At 39.6% G+C, this 20,630-nt stretch carries 17 protein-coding genes; 14 read left to right on the top strand and 3 right to left on the bottom strand.

What is annotated here, in order from left to right:
* Positions 1–32 precede the first annotated feature (32 nt).
* The 9 genes from EO114_RS06345 to EO114_RS06305 all read left to right on the top strand — a co-directional run bounded on the left by EO114_RS06345 (position 33) and on the right by EO114_RS06305 (position 12,821).
* Positions 33–3,440: a DNA polymerase III subunit alpha gene (locus EO114_RS06345; RefSeq protein ID WP_127062162.1), complete on the top strand. Its 3,408-nt coding sequence runs from the start codon at positions 33–35 to the stop codon at positions 3,438–3,440.
* Between the two features lie 10 nt (positions 3,441–3,450).
* Positions 3,451–5,187: a pyruvate kinase gene (gene pyk, locus EO114_RS06340; RefSeq protein WP_127062159.1), complete on the top strand. Its 1,737-nt coding sequence runs from the start codon at positions 3,451–3,453 to the stop codon at positions 5,185–5,187.
* A gap of 9 nt (positions 5,188–5,196) precedes the next feature.
* Positions 5,197–5,895, top strand: coding sequence for a Bax inhibitor-1/YccA family protein (locus tag EO114_RS06335; RefSeq protein WP_062401019.1), 699 nt, complete (start codon positions 5,197–5,199; stop codon positions 5,893–5,895).
* A gap of 125 nt (positions 5,896–6,020) precedes the next feature.
* Complete coding sequence (locus tag EO114_RS06330; RefSeq protein ID WP_009352904.1) at positions 6,021–6,923, top strand: LysR family transcriptional regulator; 903 nt, start codon at positions 6,021–6,023, stop codon at positions 6,921–6,923.
* A 714-nt stretch (positions 6,924–7,637) separates the two neighbouring features.
* Positions 7,638–9,059, top strand: coding sequence for an anion permease (locus EO114_RS06325; RefSeq protein ID WP_009352992.1), 1,422 nt, complete (start codon positions 7,638–7,640; stop codon positions 9,057–9,059).
* Between the two features lie 95 nt (positions 9,060–9,154).
* Positions 9,155–9,424 carry a citrate lyase ACP gene (locus EO114_RS06320; protein ID WP_009352869.1) on the top strand — a complete coding sequence of 90 codons (270 nt, stop codon included), beginning with the start codon at positions 9,155–9,157 and terminating at the stop codon, positions 9,422–9,424.
* A complete protein-coding gene (locus EO114_RS06315) occupies positions 9,424–10,356 on the top strand; it encodes a CoA ester lyase (RefSeq protein WP_009352816.1) in 933 nt (310 codons plus the stop codon). Before EO114_RS06320 ends, EO114_RS06315 begins: the two co-directional genes overlap by 1 nt.
* On the top strand, positions 10,346–11,896 hold the full coding sequence (citF, locus tag EO114_RS06310) for a citrate lyase subunit alpha (protein WP_009352834.1): 1,551 nt from the start codon (positions 10,346–10,348) through the stop codon (positions 11,894–11,896). The genes EO114_RS06315 and citF overlap by 11 nt, the downstream gene beginning before the upstream one ends.
* Before the next feature lie 208 nt (positions 11,897–12,104).
* Positions 12,105–12,821 carry a gamma-glutamyl-gamma-aminobutyrate hydrolase family protein gene (locus tag EO114_RS06305; protein WP_127010231.1) on the top strand — a complete coding sequence of 239 codons (717 nt, stop codon included), beginning with the start codon at positions 12,105–12,107 and terminating at the stop codon, positions 12,819–12,821.
* Between the two features lie 298 nt (positions 12,822–13,119).
* Here EO114_RS06305 and EO114_RS06300 read toward each other — a convergent pair whose 3' ends face one another.
* A complete protein-coding gene (locus tag EO114_RS06300) occupies positions 13,120–14,016 on the bottom strand; it encodes a LysR family transcriptional regulator (RefSeq protein ID WP_009352925.1) in 897 nt (298 codons plus the stop codon).
* A 331-nt stretch (positions 14,017–14,347) separates the two neighbouring features.
* On the opposite strand from EO114_RS06300, the gene EO114_RS06295 reads away from it, so the two are divergent.
* Positions 14,348–15,736 carry a cation:dicarboxylate symporter family transporter gene (locus tag EO114_RS06295; protein WP_127062156.1) on the top strand — a complete coding sequence of 463 codons (1,389 nt, stop codon included), beginning with the start codon at positions 14,348–14,350 and terminating at the stop codon, positions 15,734–15,736.
* Between the two features lie 286 nt (positions 15,737–16,022).
* On the opposite strand, the gene EO114_RS06290 is transcribed toward EO114_RS06295, so the two are convergent.
* A complete protein-coding gene (locus EO114_RS06290) occupies positions 16,023–16,514 on the bottom strand; it encodes a hypothetical protein (protein ID WP_127062153.1) in 492 nt (163 codons plus the stop codon).
* Positions 16,515–16,990: 476 nt separating this feature from the next.
* Positions 16,991–17,539, bottom strand: a complete 549-nt coding sequence (gene rbr, locus EO114_RS06285; protein WP_009352954.1) for a rubrerythrin — start codon at positions 17,537–17,539, stop codon at positions 16,991–16,993.
* Positions 17,540–18,057: 518 nt separating this feature from the next.
* Between rbr and EO114_RS06280 the strand changes: the two genes are divergently transcribed.
* From EO114_RS06280 to EO114_RS06260, 4 genes are read left to right on the top strand one after another with little or no spacing between them, the layout of a single operon-like run.
* A complete protein-coding gene (locus tag EO114_RS06280; RefSeq protein WP_127062151.1) occupies positions 18,058–18,264 on the top strand; it encodes a DUF951 domain-containing protein in 207 nt (68 codons plus the stop codon).
* A gap of 45 nt (positions 18,265–18,309) precedes the next feature.
* Positions 18,310–19,338 (top strand): selenide, water dikinase SelD, encoded by a 1,029-nt coding sequence (selD, locus tag EO114_RS06275; protein ID WP_127062148.1) that lies wholly within the window; start codon positions 18,310–18,312, stop codon positions 19,336–19,338.
* Positions 19,328–20,200 carry a sulfurtransferase-like selenium metabolism protein YedF gene (gene yedF, locus EO114_RS07990; RefSeq protein WP_240629067.1) on the top strand — a complete coding sequence of 291 codons (873 nt, stop codon included), beginning with the start codon at positions 19,328–19,330 and terminating at the stop codon, positions 20,198–20,200. The genes selD and yedF overlap by 11 nt, the downstream gene beginning before the upstream one ends.
* Positions 20,201–20,258: 58 nt before the next feature.
* Positions 20,259–20,573, top strand: coding sequence for a DUF3343 domain-containing protein (locus EO114_RS06260; RefSeq protein WP_127062145.1), 315 nt, complete (start codon positions 20,259–20,261; stop codon positions 20,571–20,573).
* The last annotated feature ends 57 nt before the right edge of the window (positions 20,574–20,630 follow it).

The raw sequence follows: 20,630 nt of genomic DNA, 5'->3' as shown, positions 1-20,630 counted from the left end.
AGTATATCGCGTTACGTTAGTAAGGAGGGCACATGAGACCATTTGTACATCTGCATAGTCATAGTGAATATAGCCTCATAGATGGCATTAGCCGATTGCCACAAATGGTGAGTCGTGCGAAAGAACTCAATATGCCTGCCCTAGCGTTAACGGACCATGGTAATATGTATGGAGCCATATATTTTTATAAAGAGGCCATGGCACAAGGTATCAAACCCATCTTAGGATGCGAAGTGTATGTGACCGAAGGCAGTCGTTTTGACCGCCCTGAAGGTAAGACCTATGAACGATTAAAGCATTTAATTCTCTTAGCAGAAACCATGGAAGGATACGAAAATATTGTAAAAATTGTATCTAAATCCTCTACAGAAGGGTTCTACCGCAAGCCGCGTGCTGATCGAGATTTGCTATCTACCTACAACAAAGGAATCATCGCTTTGAGTGCTTGTATTGCAGGAGAAATTCCGCAACTGATTTTACAGGACAACATTGAGGGCGCTCATCGTGCTTTGGAATGGTATCTTGAGACCTATGGAAAAGAGAACTTTTTCTTAGAGATTCAGAACCATGGAGATCCTAAGGAATTACGTGTTCAAGATGTGTTGGTAGATATGGCGGAGCAATATGGTGTGGGACTTGTATGTTCTAATGACTTTCACTATGTTTATGCAGACGATGCGGAAGCTCATGATATTAAGGTATGTATTGCTACGGGTGCAAGGCGGAATGATGTAGATCGCATGAAGTTTTTCAGTAATGAGTTTTACATGAAAAGCGGCGATGAGATGGAAGAACTCTTTGGTCATATTCCAGAAGCTTTGGATAATACCTTGAAGATTGCGGAACGTTGCCATGTAGAGTTCAATTTTGATGCACACCATTTGCCAAAATTTGATGTACCAGAAGGGGAAACAGCACATTCTTACTTGCGTAAAGTTTGTGAGTCCTATATTCCTCAATTCTATCCAGAGGTAACACCGGTATTACAAGAGCGACTAGATTATGAGTTAGGTGTTATTAGTCGCATGGGCTTTGAAGATTACTTCCTCATCGTTTGGGACTATGTTAAATATGCTCGTGAACATGGGGTACTAGTAGGCCCGGGTCGTGGTAGTGCAGCAGGGTCAGTGGTAGCCTACTTATTAGGGATTACAGGTCTAGATCCTATTAAATACGATTTGCTCTTTGAACGGTTCTTGAATCCGGAGCGGGTGAGCATGCCCGATATCGATATCGACTTCTGCTATGAAACTCGGAATAAGGTCATCGAATATGTGACAGAAAAATATGGACAAGAGCGAGTAGCACAAATTATTACCTTCGGTACCGAAGCGGCTCGTGCTGTTATTCGTGATGTAGGTCGCGTGCTAGATATGCCTTTGCCAGAGGTGAATCGATTAGCTAAGATGATTCCCAATGAGCTAGGTATCACTTTGAAAAAATCTTTAGAGGTAAAAGAACTCAAAGATCTATATGAAAGTGATGCATCGGTAAAAGAACTATTTGATCTTTGCTTGCGCTTAGAAGGCATTGCGAGAAACTCTTCTACCCATGCGGCGGGGGTCGTAATTTCAGCAGCACCATTAGATGAGTATGTGCCGGTACAAAACTCCAATGAAGATGGTTTTGTCACGCAATATGATAAAGATAATATCGAAGAACTAGGCCTATTGAAGATGGACTTTTTGGGACTTCGTACGTTGACAGTGATGGGTGAGGCACTACGCCTCATTAAGGAAAATCATGGTGTTGAGCTAGACTTGGATGCCATCCCGTTAGATGACAAGGCATCTTGTGAAATCTTATGTAAAGGGGAAACAGCAGGGGTCTTCCAGTTAGAATCGGAAGGGATTACAAAATTAGTAATGGATTTGAAGCCAGAACATTTTGAAGATTTAATTCCTTTAGTGGCCCTCTATCGTCCGGGACCATTGGGATCGGGCATGGTAGAAGATTTTATTAAGCGTCGTCATAAAGAAAAAGAAGTGACCTATTTACATCCTATATTAGAGCCTATTTTAGAGGATACATTTGGGGTTATTCTATACCAAGAACAAGTTATGCAGATTGCCTCTGCTATGGGGGGATTCTCCTTGGGGCAGGCGGATTTAATGCGCCGTGCCATGGGTAAGAAAAAGGAATCTGTACTAAAAGCACAACGAGATTCCTTTGTATTTGGTTCTGTGAACAATGGTATCGATGAGAAGCTAGCCAATGAAGTATTTGATCTCTTGCTATATTTCGCAGGTTATGGATTTAATAAATCCCACTCTGCCGCTTATGCCTATATTGCATATCAAACGGCGTACCTGAAAGCCCATTATTTCCCAGAGTTTATGGCTGCTACTATGACAAGCTTTATGGGTAATATGGATAAAATGACGAATTATATCAATGTGTGTAAAGCGAAACAGGTGGCTGTATTAGGACCAGATATCAACCATTCGGAGCGTATGTTTACCGTACAAAATAGACAAATTCGTTTTGGTTTAGGTGGTATCAAAAATGTAGGTGATAATGCTATTGAAGAATTGCTTGCAGAGCGTAAGGCCAATGGACAATTTACATCCATTGTTGATTTTTGCGAACGCATTCCGTATCGTGTGGTGAATAAGCGCTTGTTAGAAAGTTTAATCCGATGCGGGGCGATGGACTCTTTCAAAGAAAATCGTAATCAGCTATTGCAGATTTATGAACAAGCCCAAGGGATTGGTTCTAAAGGACAAAAAAATAGTGCCTTAGGAGCGGTGAGTCTCTTTGCGGAGGTAGAGGAAATGGAAACTATCCATGTTCCTAACCTGCCAGACTTGCCAAAAGAGCTGAAACTAAAAGATGAAAAGGAATATACCGGCTTTTATATTACGGGCCATCCTTTAGATGCCTATCGTGATGAATTGGAAGGACTATTTCAATTAGGGAGATTAGCAGAAAATCCAGAGGATTTTGATGGTCAAACTGTTACGATTGGTGGATTGATTACGGAAAAAGTGGATCGATTAACGAAGGCGAAACAGGAAAAAATGTGCACCTTAACCTTGGAAGATTTCACAGGCACCGTACAAGTAGTAGTGTTCCCACAAGGGTATCAAAAAAGTCATATGCTATTGCAACGAGATGGTGTGGTAGCTATCGAGGGACGCATTGATGCGGATGAAAAAGGTGTGCAATGCATTGCTAGTTCCGTACAGTTATTGAAAGTAGAATATGATAAAGTACGACAGATTCGTATTCATATTGATATAGCTCATGATACACCGCAAGTGAGCCAACAATTACAAAAGCTGTTGCAAGAATTACAAGGAGATACACCAGTCACTCTATTCTTGCAACGTCAAAAACGCAGCTTAGCGGTGAATCGTAGTTTTTATTTCACCCCATCAAAAGAATCTATTGGGCGTGTGCAAGCCTTACTAGGGGCCAATGCAGTAGAGTTACTATAAGGAGATAGAAATGAATAAAAAAACAAAGATTGTTTGTACCATGGGACCTAGTACAGATAGTTTAGAAATGGTAGAATCCTTATTGCGAGCAGGTATGAACGTGGCACGTTTTAACTTCTCTCATGGTTCTCATGAAGAGCAAGCAAAGCGTATGGAGCTCGTTCGTTTAGTCTCTACTAGAACAGGTATTCCAGTGGCATTAATGCTAGATACAAAAGGCCCTGAAATTCGCCTTGGCTTATTCAAAGAAGGCAAAGTGTGTTTAGAAGAAGGACAAGCTTTTACGTTGACTACAAGAGATGTGGAAGGAACGAAGGAGATTTGCTCCGTGAATCATGCGGGATTGCCAGAAGATGTGAAAGAGGCAAAACAAATTCTCTTATCTGATGGATTAGTGACATTGCGTATTGATTCTATCGAGGGCACGGAGATTCATACGACTGTTATGAACACGGGTATGATGAGCAATCGCAAACGAGTGGCTGTACCAGGAGTATCCTTATCCTTGCCGCCAGTGTCGGAACAAGATGAAAAAGATTTGGTATTTGGTTGTGAAATGGGTGTGGACTATGTAGCAGCTTCTTTCATGCAACGGGCCAGCGATGTAGTGGCAATTCGTCGTATTTTGGAATCCAAAGGGGCAGATATTCGTATCATTTCTAAAATCGAAAATGAAGAAGGTCTTAATAATTTAGATGATATTTTAGAAGTCTCTGATGGATTAATGGTGGCTCGTGGTGACTTGGGTGTAGAGATTCCAGCCGAAGAAGTGCCTGTATTGCAAAAAATGATGATTCAAAAATGTAATGCCGCCTCCAAGCCTGTGATTACAGCGACCCAGATGTTAGAGTCCATGGTAACCAATCCAAGACCTACAAGAGCAGAAGCTAGTGACGTTGCGAATGCCATATTAGATGGTACTGATGCGGTCATGTTATCTGGGGAAACTGCAGGGGGGGACTACCCATTGGAAGCGGTAACAACTATGGCTCGTATTGCAAAAGTAACAGAAACATCTGATTTATATGTGAATAGTAATCATACAGTACCGTTAGAAGAAGCAAAAACGACAGATGCTATTTGTTCTGCTACTGTTGAAGTAGGACGTTCTTTGGGAGCTGGTGCGATCATTACTTGTACTGAATCGGGTATTACAGCTATGAGTATTTCTCGTCATCGTCCAAACTGTCAAATTATTGCAGTCACACCACATGAACATGCTGTACGTCGTATGCAGTTATACTGGGGGGTGACACCGATTCAAGGGCCTTCGCACTCCAATTCAGATGAAATGGTACACTGCGCTATGAGTGCTGCCTTAGGAGAAGGTTTAATTCAATCTGGTGATTTAGTGGTTGTTACAGCTGGTGTGCCATCTGGCTTATCTGGTACAACTAATATGATTCGTGTTCATGTCACTGGTAATGTATTGACCAAAGGTCGTGGAGTTGGTAAACTATCTGTAACGGGACCAATCCATCACGCTGATTCTACAGAGTCTATGACAGATGGAAGTATTCTAGTAGTTCGTGATTTAGAACCTGAATATATGGAATTAGCGAAACGAGCTGGTGCTATTATTACCGCAGAAGAAGGATACACATCGACAGCAGCTATTGCAGGCATTCAATTTGGTATTCCTGTTATTTTAGGTGCTCATGAGCAATCGCAATTGACAAATGGTCAAGTGGTAACAGTCGATGGTATTCGTGGTAATGTCTATGAAGGTATTGCAAACGCAAGATAGGAGGTAATTATGGAGTATCATATTCCTACACAAGCAGATACAGTGGTAGTAGAAGAAATTGTAAATCGTAAATTGCGCAATTCTATGCTTTGGATGGTGTGGGGCTTATTGACTACAGCCATCATTGGGTTTATGGCGTTGACGAACTCCAGTTGGTTGCGCTTTGCCCATTCCAACTTTAATATCATTTTGTTAGCTGAAGTGGCGGTAGTGTTCTTATTTTCCTTCCGTCAATACACGGCGTCTAACACATTTTTGAAAGCTATGTTTTTCCTCTATTCTATTATGAATGGATTGACCTTGACCGCTATCGCGTTACACTATTCCTTTGAGGTGGTAGTATATGCTTTAACAGGGGCTGTAGCGGTATTTGGTAGCTTTGCCTTTTTAGGAGTAGTGGTAAAAAAAGATTTGTCTGGATTAGGCACATTTTTAATGGGTGCAGTGATTGCGCTACTCATTGCTAGTTTGATTATGATGTTCTTTGGTGCTAGCGACTTTGGATTATTAGTATACAGCTATATAGCCGTAGGGATTTTTTCTTTATTTACCATGTATGATGTATATCGCATTAAACGGACCATAATGGAAGTAGCTTATGAAGATGAAAGTGTTCTGGAACGTGTTGAATTGATTGGTGCTTTAGGTTTATATCTAGATTTCATCAATATTTTCATCAATCTACTTCGCGTTTTCGGTCGTCGGTAATGTATCGTTAATTTGTGAGAGCACATTTATAAAAGGGGGGAGCTATAAGCTCTCCCTTTTAGTATGCAAATCTTTCGATATATGAGATAATATATAATAGATTAACACAAGTAAGGAGGTTGTATATGGAAGCAAAAGAATGGCAAACCTTCGTCACAGTGGTGGAAGAAGGCAATATTACGAAAGCAGCAGAAAAATTATTTCTTTCACAACCTGCATTAAGCTATCGATTAAAGCAAGTAGAAGATATTTTAGGGCGTCCCTTATTAATTCGTGCTAATGATGGCATTGCGTTAACTGCAGAAGGCGAGCTGTATTACGATTATTGCCGACGTATGATTCGGTCCCGGGAGGAATTGCGACAAAATATTGGAAAGGTGACGGGAAAAATACAAGGTACCTTAAAAATTGCTGCATCCATTAATTTTGCGGACTATGAGTTGCCTCATTTACTCAATAATTTCACAAAACAGTATCCTAAGATTCGTATTGAAGTAAAGACAGGGTATAGCTCCCATGTGAATAAAATGTTTAATTCTGGAGAGGTGATGATTGCCTTTGCCCGTGGTGAATATAATCATGTGCCGAATGGTGTGCGTCTTTTTGATGAACCCTATTGTTTAGTCTATAAACATCCTGTAGATTACAAGGAATTACGAGATATTCCGATGCTTAACTATCGCACGGATGGATCCATTGCGACAGTGGTAGAAAATTGGAAGAAAGAACATAGCGTGGGGGATGTGAGACCAGCCATGGAACTGGATTCTATGGTGACTTGCCGTCACTTTGTGCGAGAAGGATTAGGTTGGGCTATTTTACCATATTTAGGACTTGGTAGTTGCCGTGAACATGGTATTTATGTAGAACCTTTGCGGATGAAAGATAATCGTCCATTGGTACGTTCTACCTATTTGTTCCATGATGAAGTAAGTACAAAGCTCATTGCAGTGAAAACTTTCATTGATTATGTAACAGAGTATTACGAAAATCATCAAATCGTTACATTACCGGGATATACAAGCTAAGAGGCTGATGTGCGTGTGGTAAGGATTTACAACTGTCAGGTATTTTTGTCCATAGATATAAGTATACAACCTAAAGGGATTTGTATATATTTGGTCAGCAAAAAATACGTCCCTGACTACGTATATAGATAGGGTTACATGTCTGGCCGAACAAGGCCTCATAGTTGATAAAGCGTATAAAGTATTACATATAAAGAGCGCAGCTAATTGAGTTGCGTTCTTTTTGTATGTGGTTTTCATTGTAGTTGGTACTTTTGTATATTACTATGCTTGAGCTTTTACAATGTATAGATTTTGCTAATGCTAATATTTGATTAGTTTAGAATACTATTAACAGACTGTTAATGTATATGAAAGTAGCAATTATTATAGATATATATCATGAAAATAGGAACAATTTAGTAGGAATAACATAAAAACCGCATGATACCTATGTTTATAATGTATTCTCTAAATGCATACATGAAGGCTTTTTGATGATAATAAAATTTTTATAAGCCTTATAAAGGATTTTTATTTTTACCTTCTGAAATGATTGGATATAATGAGAGCGTAAAAAGACCTAGACATTTGCACGTTCTAGTATTCTAGTAAGTGGTGAACCGCCCTTATATACATTCATTTATATATATATTAAGTTTCACGTTTATAGAAAGTATGAGTGCAAGCAACATAGGCAATGTATTTATATCTTATGTAGTAAGGAGACACAAGATGAACAAAAAAGTAATCAATGCTTTGATTATGTTGTTAATCCCAATCGTGATCTGGTATAGCCCAGCTCCAGAAGGATTAGCAGATGGTGCTTGGAAACTATTTGGTTTCTATTTAGCAGCTATCGTAGGCTTAATTTTGAAGCCATTTCCAGCTCCTGTAGTAGTATTATCCGCTATCGCAGGTTCTGCATTATTTTTAGGTAACACAAAAGCAGTTCTTTCTGGTTATGCTACAACAACAGCATGGTTGGTATTCTCTGCATTTGCTTTATCTGTAGCATTTGTAAAGACTGGTTTAGGCCGTCGTATTGCGTATCATCTAATCAATGCATTTGGTGGTACAGTACTTCGTTTAGGCTATGTAACGGCTTTATTAGACGGAATCATTTCCCCAGCTACACCATCTAACACTGCTCGTTGTGGTGGTATCGTATTCCCAATCATGAACTCCGTAGCGAAATCCTTGGGCTCTGAACCTGGTGAAACAGCGAACAAAGCTGGTCGTTTCTTAATGGTTAATACGTACATGGTAACAAAAGTTACATCCTTAATGTTCCTAACAGCGATGGCACCAAATGCACTAGCAGGTGACTTCATGGCAAAAATGTTAGGTGTACATTTAGATTGGGGCTTATGGGCATTGGCTATGTCAGTACCAGGCATAGTAATGTTATTAGTAGTTCCATATGTAACATACTTATTAAACAAACCAACGTTGACTACAGTTGACAATAAGAAAATTGCAGCAGAAGGCTTAGCAGAATTAGGACCTATGACTAGTGCTGAAAAAACATTAGTTGGTATTTTCATCTTTGCATTAGTAGGCTGGGCATTGCCTTCTATCTTAGCAGCATTTGGTATTAAATTTAAAATTGATGCTACTGCAGTAGCTATTGTAGCTATGGTTGCTAGCTTCTGCTTAGGCGCGATTAAATGGGATGATATGGTTGCCAATAAAGGTGGCTGGAACACATTGATGTGGTTCGGTGGTATCATCGGTTTATCTGATGCGTTATCTAAAGCAAAATTCTTCGAATGGTTAGCAGATGTAATGCAAACACATCTTCACTTCGGAGATAATGGATTTGTAGCACTTGTTATTATCGGTATTATTTCCGTAGCAATTCGTTACTTATTTGCATCTGGATCTGCTTATGTAGTAGCAATGCTACCTGTATTCTTGGCAGTAGGCCCAGCAGCAGGTGTAAATCCTATGGCATTAGCATTAGTGCTTTGTGCATCTAACTCTTATGGTGGTGCATTAACACACTACGGCGGAGCAGCAGCACCAATCGTATTTGGCGCAGGTTACAATGATGTAAAAGATTGGTGGATTACTGGCGGTATTATCGCTGTATTGTGCTTAACCCTTACATTCGTAGTAGGCTATCCATGGTGGGGTATGCTAGGCATCCTATAGGACAAGGTAATTTGTATAGTCAGAGTCTACAGGGGAAATACCTCTGTAGAACCTGACTTTTATGCTATATTTTGATGTAATAGAAAGGATTTGCTATGAAACATCTAGTGAAAGCAGCTATGGCTGGCTTTGATGAAAAAAATGATGTATTGGTAACGGTTGAACCAATTGCATCTGGTATCGAAGTAGAATTAAAATCAAAAGTTGAGCGTGCTTATGGTAAGCATATTCGTGCTTTCATTGAAGCCACTGTAAAAGAAGCAGGCTTCGATGGCGTGAAAGTAACAGCTATCGATAAAGCAGCTTGGGATTATACTATTAAAGCCCGTGTATTGGGTGCATTAGAAAGAGGGAGCGAAGCATAATGAGCCAATTAACTGAATTAGCAAAAAAACGTTTATCTCGTTCCATGATGTTCGTACCAGGTAACACGCCTAAAATGATTAACAGTGCTGATATCCACGGTGCAGACTCCATCATGTTTGATATTGAAGACTCTGTAGCAGTCACTGAAAAAGATACAGCTCGTTTATTGACAGCAGAAGCTTTGAAAACTTTAAAATTCAAAGGCGAAACAGTGGTTCGTATCAACCATCCTACACAAACTCCATATGGTTATGCTGACCTTGATGTGATTGTACCAGCAAAACCTGACTTGATTCGTCTTCCAAAAACTGAAGATGTATCTGAAGTAGAAATCGTTGCTAAGAAAATTGAAGAAGTAGAAAAAGCGAATGGTTGGGAAGAAGGCACCATCAACATTATCGTAGCTATCGAATCTGTAAAAGGTTTATACAATGTACGTGAAATTGCACAAGGTCCTCGTGTAGTAGCGATCGCTCTTGGCGCGGAAGACTACCGTGCTGACCTTCGTACAGGTAAACATAAACCAGCTCATGAATTGTTATTTGCTCGCCAAACGATCCTTCATGCAGCTCGTGAAGCAGGTATCCGCGTGCTTGACACAGTATTCTCAGATGTGAAAGACCCACAAGGCTTCCGTGAAGAAGTAGAATTCATTAAAGCTCTTGGTTATGATGGAAAATCTTGTATTCACCCAAGCCAAATCAAAATTATCCATGAAGTGTTCACTCCAGATGAAAAAGAAATTGCTCATTCTGTAAAAGTGTTGAACTCCTATGCAGAAGCACTTCGCAACAATAAAGGCGTTATCGCAGTAGATGGTAAAATGATTGACGGTCCTATCGTAGTACGTGCACAACGCGTGGTAGATAAAGCCCGTGCAGCAGGTATCAAAGTAGAGCTTGAGGAAGGAGCAGAAATCGATGTTAAATAAAATTGGTCGCGATATTCCTATGGAATTAGAATGCCTTCAAGGTCGTCGTCTCTATGAAGGACAATTTGCAATGACAGAAACTGCAGTTCGTGCAGGTAAACCAGTGAAACTTCACACTCCAGGCGAAGATAAATTAGTAGGCTCTATCGATGAAGCTATTGAAAAAGTAGGTCTGAAAGATGGCATGTCTATTTCCTTCCACCATCATTTACGTAATGGTGACTATGTAATGAAACTTGTGATGGACCGTGTACAAGCCAAAGGAATCAAAGATATTACAATCCTTAATTCTTCCTTAGCACCTTGCCATGAATTCTTAATCGATATGATTAAAGATGGTACAGTAACAGCCATCGAAACATCTGGTCTTCGTGATGCATTGGGCAAATTCTTAAGCTTGAACCCAGGCGTATTAAAACGCCCAGTAGTAATTCGTTCCCATGGTGGACGTGCTCGTGCCGTTTGCACTGGGGAAGCTCATATTGACGTAGCTTTCATGGGCGTACCTGCTTGTGATCGTCGTGGTAATGCGACAGGCCGTAAAGGTAAATCCGCTTGCGGTGCGTTGGGTTATGCTATGGTTGACTCTCACTATGCAGACCAAACTGTATTGTTAACAGATAACTTAATTGACAATGTATACCCAATCTCCATCCCTCAAACAGATGTAGATTATATTGTAGAAGTAGAGGCTATCGGAGATCCAGAAGGTATCGCATCTGGTGCTGTGGGAATCACAAAAAATCCTGTACAAATTAAAATTGCGGAAATGGCAGCAGAATTCCTTGATGAAGCTGGTATTATCCAAGAAGGTTTCTCTTTCCAATTGGGCGCTGGCGGAGCTCCATTAGCAGTAGCTAAATTCATCGGTGAAAAATTAGAGAAAAAAGGCGTTGTTGGTGGATTCGGTGTTGGCGGTGCTACAGGCGTACTAGTAAGCATGCTTGAAAAAGGTCACATCAAAGCAATTTATGATACACAAACATTTGACACAACAGCAGCGGCATCTTTGGATACAAATCCAAATCATATCGAAATGAGCGCATCCATGTACGCAGACCCTACAACAGACTGCATGACAAACTATTTAGATGTAGTATTCTTGGGCGCTACAGAAATCGACACAGATTTCAACGTAAACTGTATGACTGATTCCAATGGTATCTTGATGGGTGCATCCGGTGGTCACTCTGACACAGCTGCAGGCGCTAAAGTAACTGTTATCACTTGCCCATTGATTCGTGGTCGCTTGCCAATGATTCGTGAACGCGTGGAAACAGTTATCACTCCAGGCGAAAGTATCGACGTATTGGTAACAGAACGTGGTATCGCGATCAATCCAAATCGTCAAGATTTGATCGAACGTTTCAAAGATTCTAACTTGCCAATTTACACAATTGAAGAGTTACAACAAATGGCGTACGACATGGTTGGTAAACCAGAAGGTATTGAAGTATCTCAAGATCCTAAAGATGTAGTAGCCATCATCGAATATCGTGATGGATCTATCATCGACGTAGTACGTAAACCATTACTATAATTACATATTATTTTTAGAAAGGGGCTAGACTTCGTGTTTAGCCCTTTTTGCCATTCTATAATGGTTTTCCTTTCAAAGGTAATAGTAATTTATTAGTTTATCAAAGTACCAAGATGTTTTATGAAATATTTATATTTGTCAGATACTAGGTTTTAATTTATCATAGTACTATATGTATACTCTATGTTAGTAAGAAGAGGTGTTACTTATGAAACAACCATTAATCGGCATTTCAGGTTCTCATATGATTGACCAAGGAGGTCCATTCCCAGGGTATAAACGATCCTATGTAAATGATGATTATGTGCAATCCGTATTAGAAGCAGGTGGTATTCCTGTGATTATTCCATTCCAAGAAGATGAAGCTGTATTGAAAGCTTTGGTGGAGCGCATTGATGGGTTACTTTTATCTGGCGGTCATGATATTGCCCCACAATTCTATGGCGAAGAGCCAGAACGTGGGTTAGGTGAAATTTGGCCAGAACGCGATATTTTTGATATGCGTCTATTAGCCTTTGCGAAAGAACGGAACATTCCTATTATGGGTATTTGCCGTGGTCATCAAATCATCAACGTAGCTCACAAAGGTTCTTTGTATCAAGATTTACCTGCCTTTGCTACGATTAAGCATGCCCAAAGCCAAACAGCAGGATTACCAACTCATTCCATGGTGATTGAAAAGGACTCCCAATTATTTGCTATGGTAGGTGCAGAAGAAGTGATGGTGAATTCCCATCATCACCAAGTCGTGAAAGAAGTAGGAGAAGGCTTGCGTGTGGTAGGACGTGCGAAAGATACTGTAGTAGAAGCAATGGAAGGTACTGACTATCCATACCTACGTACGTATCAATTCCACCCAGAAATGATGCGTCATACAGAGTTAAATAAAGTAATTTTTGAAGATTTTGTAGCCGCTGCTAAGTAATATGTAAAGAGTTAATTTTGCTCTCAAATGGCGTAGCTTGTGTAAGGAAATTGATATACCATGTAATTTACATATTGAAGGGGTCCTTCGGGACCCTTTTTTGTATTGTGTATTAGTCGGATTGTTGTAGATACCCTGTACTATAAAATACTTAGATAAAGGCATCAATAGTGCGGAATATATGAATATAAAACAAATAGAGGAACATTGCTCATTGTGTATCAATGTTCCTCTATGTACTGTAAAGTGTTGTAGTGTTTTTGTTCACATGGATATAAAATGCATAGCCTCGTAGCTACTATTCTCCTGAATGCGCTTTGTAGAATTCTAAAAACTGTTGTGCCACCATGGACAAAGGTTGTCCTTTGATGGTGATAAATGCTTTATAGAATGTGTTGGTCAGTTCTGTTAACTTAATGCGAGTCATATCTGGATGAGATACGGTTTCCTGTCCATCCATAGGAATAATGGCTATGGTACGTCCAGATTGAGCCCATTCAATGGCAGAACTCTTCGTGGTAGTTACAGAAATAACATTGAGAGAAGAGAAGTCATTGTGATGAGCTTGCATCAACATACGTACAGAACCACCAGACAAGCTAAGAGGACATTTGGCAATATCATTCCAAGAAATACTTTCTAGGTCACGGTCTGTCCAAAATAAATCTTTTCGGAACAGAGCATATAAGTCCTCCGTTTGCGTATAGAGAACATCAAATTTGTTAGTATCTACCATTTGCTCGTTGCATAGACCAATTTCAGCGCTACCATTTAATAAAGATTCGGTTACATCTGTCATTAATCCTTCATAAATTTCATAACGCACTACAGGGTATTGGCGGGAAAAGAAATGCAAATATTGCTGAATTAAGGCGGTAGACCTAGAGGCAGAGGAGGCGATACGAAGAGTGCCTTCTACCTCAGAACTAAGACGCTTTACATCAGCGTAGGTAGACTCCTCAATGGAACACAATTGTTGTGCTTTTTCATAGAAAATGCGACCGGCTTCGGTGAGGTGAAAGCTAGCTCCACGCTGGCCACGCTTGATAACTAATAGGGGGGTACCAAATTCTGCTTCTAAGTACTTGAGTTGCTTACTTAAAGCTGGTTGCGTAATGTGCAGTATCTCTGCTGCTTGCGTCATATTCCCCGTTTGTACTAAGATGATAAAATTATAATAGTAAGATGTATCCATGGTATCCTCCTAAACATACGTAGTCAGATGTCATGTTAGTTCGTTTCTATTCATGGGCGCACATCATCGTACAATAGATCTCTTATTGTTAACCTTTACTATTCTATTGTACTATAAATTTTATAATTCGTCTCCTATATTTGTTAACTAATGCTGTTAATTATGGTTTAGTTTATGATTATAACTCATGGATATAAACCTATATAAAAAGTAGGAATATTGACGTACTATATTGAGAATGATATAATTGGGTCATATTATTGCCTGTACAGTGCAGGGAATCAAGAAGTAATTGGACTATAGTTAGGTCTGGAAAGGAAGGGGAATTTGTATGGATATGCCATTTTTTACACAATTTCTCATGATTAGCGATCCCATGACAGTAGGAATACTTGTGTTATTCCTTATTGCATTGGGATACGTGTATTTTCTTCAAAAAAGAAATATTCAATTCGGCACATTGGTAATGATTGCCACTGTAGTAGGTGCTGTGTTAGGGGTTGCGGTGCAATTGATTGCAGGATTCCCTAAAAACCCAATGGACGTGGTATTTATTAAGGAAAGCACGAAGTGGTTCTCTCTTATTGGGGGAGGATTCATTGATTTAATCCGAATGCTCGTAATTCCTGTGGTATTTATTTCCATTGTTCATGTTATTTTACATATGGATACGAATGCGAACTTAAAACGCCTTGTATCCTCCACAGGTGTAGTAGCTTTAATCATGGTAGGTATTGCTGCTATTGTAGGTTTAGTACTAGGCACTGTAACAGGATTAGGAGAAGGTACCTTAGCAGTGGTTGGTGATTCTAAAATGCGAGAGGTAAAACCTGTTGTAGATACATTGCGTGCCTTGATACCAGCAAATCCTATTAATGCAATGGCGCAAACTAATGTTATTGCTGTTGTTGTATTTGGCGTTATTATTGGTGGTGTTGCTAGACTTGTGAAACAACATGGTGCCAGTGATTTAGAAGTAGTCACAAAATTATTTGATGAAGTGCACACAGTTATCTTCTGGGTAGCAGATTTTGTGATCGGCTTAATGCCATATGGTGTTGTGGCGTTGTTGGCCACAACATTGGCGCAAAAAGGGTTTGGCGCTATTGCTGACATGGGCTTGTTTATTATCTTAATCTATGTAGGTGTTGCAATCATGTTAGTAGTACAAGCTGTATTATTAACTATGTTTGGCGTTAGTCCAATCATGTATTTCCGTAAAGCAAAAGAAGCCTTAATCTTGGCTTTCACATCTCGTTCTAGTATGGGTGTATTACCATTGACGGTAGAAACATTAACTAAAAAATTAGGTGTTAATCCTGCTACTGCGAATACAGTAGCAAGTTTTGGTACGACAGCAGGCATGCAAGGCTGTGCAGGTATCTTCCCAGCCTTATGTATCGTTTATATCGCTCGCGTATCTGGAGTGCCATTAGACTTTACAATGTATGTGATGAGCGTTATCGTAATTGCATTAGGCTCCTTAGGGATTGCAGGAGTTCCAGGTACAGCAACTATGGCAGCATCCGTATCCTTATCTGGTACTGGTATGGGAGCATTCTTCGGCTCCATTTCTCCAATTTTAGCAGTAGACCCTATTGTAGATATGGGACGTACAATGTTAAATGTAAGTGGTTCTATGACAAATGCTATTGTAGTAGATCGTTTGCAAGGAACTTTTGACCAAGAAGCCTTTAACGACACAAAAACAATTCGATAAGGTATAAGTAATGTATTAGATGCATCATGTATCTATGATGAAAGTACTAAAAGATATACAGCTGCAACCTATTGATATCGCGTAGGTTGCAGCTTTTTTCTATCATGGAGTTGAAGAAAATAGGATATTCTATTCCTTGAATGTGCCATGACAGATGTAAAATAAGGACCTCTATCGTGCGACAGAGGCCCTTATTTGTATGGGGTATATATTGATATAGGGAAGGGAATATAAAAGAATATAGGTAAGGCTATTTAAGGGTATTTAAGGGTATATATAGGAAACCTTACCAGCGATCAATGCCTAGGTGGCGTTCCATACGACGCATCATGCGTGCGAAGGCGTCATCCTCTTCCTTTTTTTGTGATTTTGTTTCTTCAACTACAGGAATAGAGTTAGGTGATGTGATAATCACAGTATCACCAAAGGTATGGTATGTATGACCACCTACACGTTTAGTTTGGGAGTAACTTTCATCATAGGAGTAAGGTTCTACACGATCTTTATGAAAAAAATCATCCTTGTTATATTCACGTACACCCGCATTGTAAGCATCGATAGCAGCACGTTTTTTAGTAATCAACATTTGAATCACTGCATCTGTATCTGCTAAGTAAGTTTCCAAATCTTTCGTGTATGCTTTCATATCCTCAGTAGATACCATTTTAAAAGACATAGGTGTATGGTCGCTTTGAAAACTAGGGTAGTTGATGGATGAAGCAAAAGCGGAAGAACCAATAGTCATGGCTAGTGTTGTCAAGAGTAGTGCACGTTTCATAAGTGTCTCCTTTTCATCATTACATTTGTAAAATATAGTTCAGTACCTAGTAGTGTTTATCACCGCAGGTATATTTTGAAAACAACTGCGTGTAAGGGTTTGTTACATACTAGTATCCATCTTGAGAAGTGGACCTTGTAGTTAAAGTATATCCTAGTAATATGAAGATACGATGATACATGGTGAAAGATATGTATAGCTACTATATGGAGGATACCTATGAACCTATATACTTATGAGTTAGGGTACAAAAAAGCGACTGTTTTCACAGTCGCTTTAGTATACCTATACTAGTTCTAACCCACTTGGGATAAGGTATATGTAATTTGACCCACTTGGGTATATATCATTACTACTTAGTATATAATTTGTATGGGGTACTTACCCTTAGAACTACTTAGTTCTCTATGTAGGTTGTTTTGTATCACTTGATACAATCTTATAGTACTTATCTAAGAAACCACTCGGCTTACTGATTAGATAAGAGTTTCTCCGTGTTGAGAGAAGAATGCTTGTGGATGAGCACATACTGGGCAAAGTTTTGGAGCTTCTTCACCGATGTGGATATAACCACAGTTAGCACAGATCCAAGCAACTGGTTGTTCACGTTTGAACACTTTACCGCCTTCAACAGCAGTTACAAGGTCAAGGTAACGTTCTTCGTGACGAGCTTCGATAACACCAACTTGTTCGAATAAGTAAGCGATTTTAGCGAAACCTTCTTCTTTTGCAACTTTAGCAAATTCTGGGTACATTACAGTGTGTTCGTAGTGTTCGCCAGCAGCAGCATCTTTTAAGTTGATTGCTACGTCAGCGTTTACATCGCCACCGTGTAACAATTTGAACCATACTTTAGCATGAGCGGATTCGTTGATTGCTGTTTCTTCGAAGTAATCAGCGATTTTGTTCATACCAGCTTTACGAGCTGCACTTGCATAGTATGTATATTTACGGTTAGCTTGAGATTCACCAGCGAATGCTGCTTGAAGATTTTTTTCTGTTTGAGTACCTTTTAATTCTGGCATTTTGTTCCTCCATGTACTTTACATTGTTGTAATAAAATAAATACTTATTTGTATAGTGGGCTTGTTCACTTGAACAAGTCCCTATTGATTTCGTTACTTAACGAATAATCATTGTTGATTACATTATAGACTATGAAAATGAGAAATGCAAGTCTTTTTTTAGAAAAATTTAAAATTTTTTGTAAATGATAAAGCCTCTCAATCGGCTATAGTATCGCATTTATAGCTATTTAATTCCCTATAAAAATAAAGGGATTACACAGAAAAGAAATTGAGAATCGAACTCAAGAGATAAAGCTGTAATGATAATACATAGAAATCCCTCTATTTATAGGGTTTCTTAGTTATGAAACAGAAAAGGGGAGTTGTCAGTTGCTAACAAGTGATAGCAGTCATCAGTACTGATGAGAGGGTTGACAGACTTAGTGCAAACTTTTAGTAATACCCATACGGCCCTATAGAGAAATATAAAGTTAGATGATATACTATAAACATAATCATGGAAATAGGAGGTGCCTATGGGATTTATAAAATACCAAGTAGGTGATGTGGTACAAATGAAGAAACCCCATCCTTGTGGTAGTCAGAATTGGGAGATTAAACGAACTGGCGTTGATTTCGTAACAGTCTGTGAAGGCTGTGGGCATCAAGTGATGATACCACGATCTAAGTTTGAAAAGAATGTAAAAAAGATAGTATCCAGAAAAGAAGCAACAGAAGAATAAAATATGATTCGTAAATCATAATAATTTTCTAGGAAAGGGATACCTATGGTTGATTTAACGAAATATGCAGCTAAGGGCGGTTGTGCTTGCAAGATTGGGCCGCACATTTTAGAGGATGTGTTGCAACATATGAAGATGCCTACACATCCAGCTGTATTGACCGATGCATCTGGTATGGAAGATGCTGGAGTGTATCAAATTAATGAAAGTCAAGCTATTGTACAGACGGTGGATTTTTTTACACCTCCAGTGGCAGATCCGAGATTCTTTGGTAGAGTAGCGGCTTGCAATAGTTTAAGTGATATATATGCCATGGGGGGCACGCCTATATCAGCATTGAATATTGTAGGATTTCCTGTGTCTTTAGTGAAAGAAGGTGTCCTTCGTGAGGTCTTAGAAGGTGCCAATGAGGTCTTACTGGAGACGGGAGTAGCTCTTCTTGGTGGTCACAGTATCGAAAATGAAGTGCCTATTTTTGGAATGGCTGTGACCGGTCTCATTAATCCACGTCATATTTGGACGAATGGAGATGCTCAAGTGGGTGATGTCTTAATTCTATCTAAACCGATTGGAACGGGCATTATGAACACGGCTGCAAAAGGTGGCGTATTCCCTGAAGGTGTGCAGGAAGCTGTGCACAGTATGGGAACGATTAATAAAGGATCTCGAGATGTGGCGGCGCAGTTTATCATTCATGGTTGTACGGATGTTACGGGATTCAGCTTGATTGGTCATGTATCTGAAATGGCAAAAGCTAGTGGAACATCTGTGGAACTCTATGCGGAGCAAATTCCTCTCTTTACGGATGTATTAGAGGCTGCTAGTATGGGCTTAGTCCCAGCATCTACGTATGGGAATCGTAAAGCATTAGGTGATCAAGCTGAGTTTGCTGACCATTTAGACCCAGTATGGAGCGATATTTGTTTTGATCCGCAAACATCAGGTGGTTTATTATTTGCTTGTTCTGAAAGTGAAGGGGAACATCTGCTTAGAGAGTTACAAGCAAAGGGTTTACAGGCTGCACAGATCGGCCGTGTCATTCAGGAAGGAAGGAAACAAGTCTATGTCAAATAAAGAAGTAACGATAGATATGCGAGGCCAAGTATGCCCAGCGCCTGTGATTGAAGCAAAAAAAGCGATGGATTCTGATGCGAATCTGTATGTAAAAGTCATTGTCGACAATGATGTAAGCCGTGACAATGTGGTGAAATTAGGAGAATACCGAGGCTATGAAAACCATGTATTAGAACAAGAGGGAAATTACATCGTTGTATTGATTCCTCCTACAGCGGTGAAAGCGGAAGTGACTGCGGTTAGTGCTGTAAATATTCAAACTTCGCATGATTTAGAGGACCTGGATTTGGAAGATATTTTTGAAAATGAATTTGCTGCACCCCTAGGAAAGATTGTAACGAATACAACGATTGCCGGTGGAGAGGCCCCATTTTATATGACAAATGGTACAGGTAGCTTGGAGCGCAGTATTGCAGCTTATGAAAAAACAAAAGCAGAAAAAGCAGCAATGGGTGCGCCGATTAGTCAAGATACAGTTCCCCCTGAATTGATGGGAACCACGGTACCGTCTGTGCCAACCCCTTCTATGGGTGGCAAAGTCTTATTGCTGACAAAAGACTATTTAGGTGAAGGCAGTGAAGAGTTAGGTCGTAATTTGATGAAAACGTTCATCTATGTATTGACAGAAACAGATGTGAAACCCAAAGCCATCTATTGCATTAATAGTGCTGTTAAAATGCTGGTAGAAGGGTCTGAACATATTGAAAACTTCAAAGCCTTAGAAGCAGCAGGGGTAACTGTGAGTGGCTGTGGCATTTGCTTGGACTTTTACGAGGTGAAAGATAAAGTACAAGTAGGCACTATTACGAATCTATATGCTATTACTGAAAGTATGATGCAAGAACCATTTGTTACATTGTAATTAGATGCGTGGTAACATTGGTAGATAGACCTGGAAAGATTGAATGAGGTAGACGCATATGAACGTTTTTGCAGTAGATAGTAAGAAACCTGATACAGCTACAGATAAGGTACCACAAAAAGTACTCGTTCTATTTAGCTCTTACTATTTTGCAGATAAAGCAGATAAAATGTTAGGGCAATATAAAGTGCCTCATCAGTTAATGCCAGTTCCACCAGAGCTATCTAGCGCTTGTGGGCTCTCTATTGGTGTGCAAGAAGAATACATAGAAGAAGTATTGCGTATCTTTGAAGTAGAAAAAATAACCCCTTCGCATATGTATTATTATGAAAAGGGAAAAGAACCAACTGAATATGTACGCAGACCTTGCTAACTAAAAGAGGCATATACAGTGATATTTTAAGTAAAAGTACACTGTATATGCCTGTAT

The organism is Veillonella sp. 3627 (genome assembly GCF_003992195.1).
Lineage (GTDB): Bacteria > Bacillota > Negativicutes > Veillonellales > Veillonellaceae > F0422.
The sequence above is the reverse complement of the archived record's forward strand: the minus strand, read 5'-3'. Positions and strand labels throughout refer to the sequence as shown.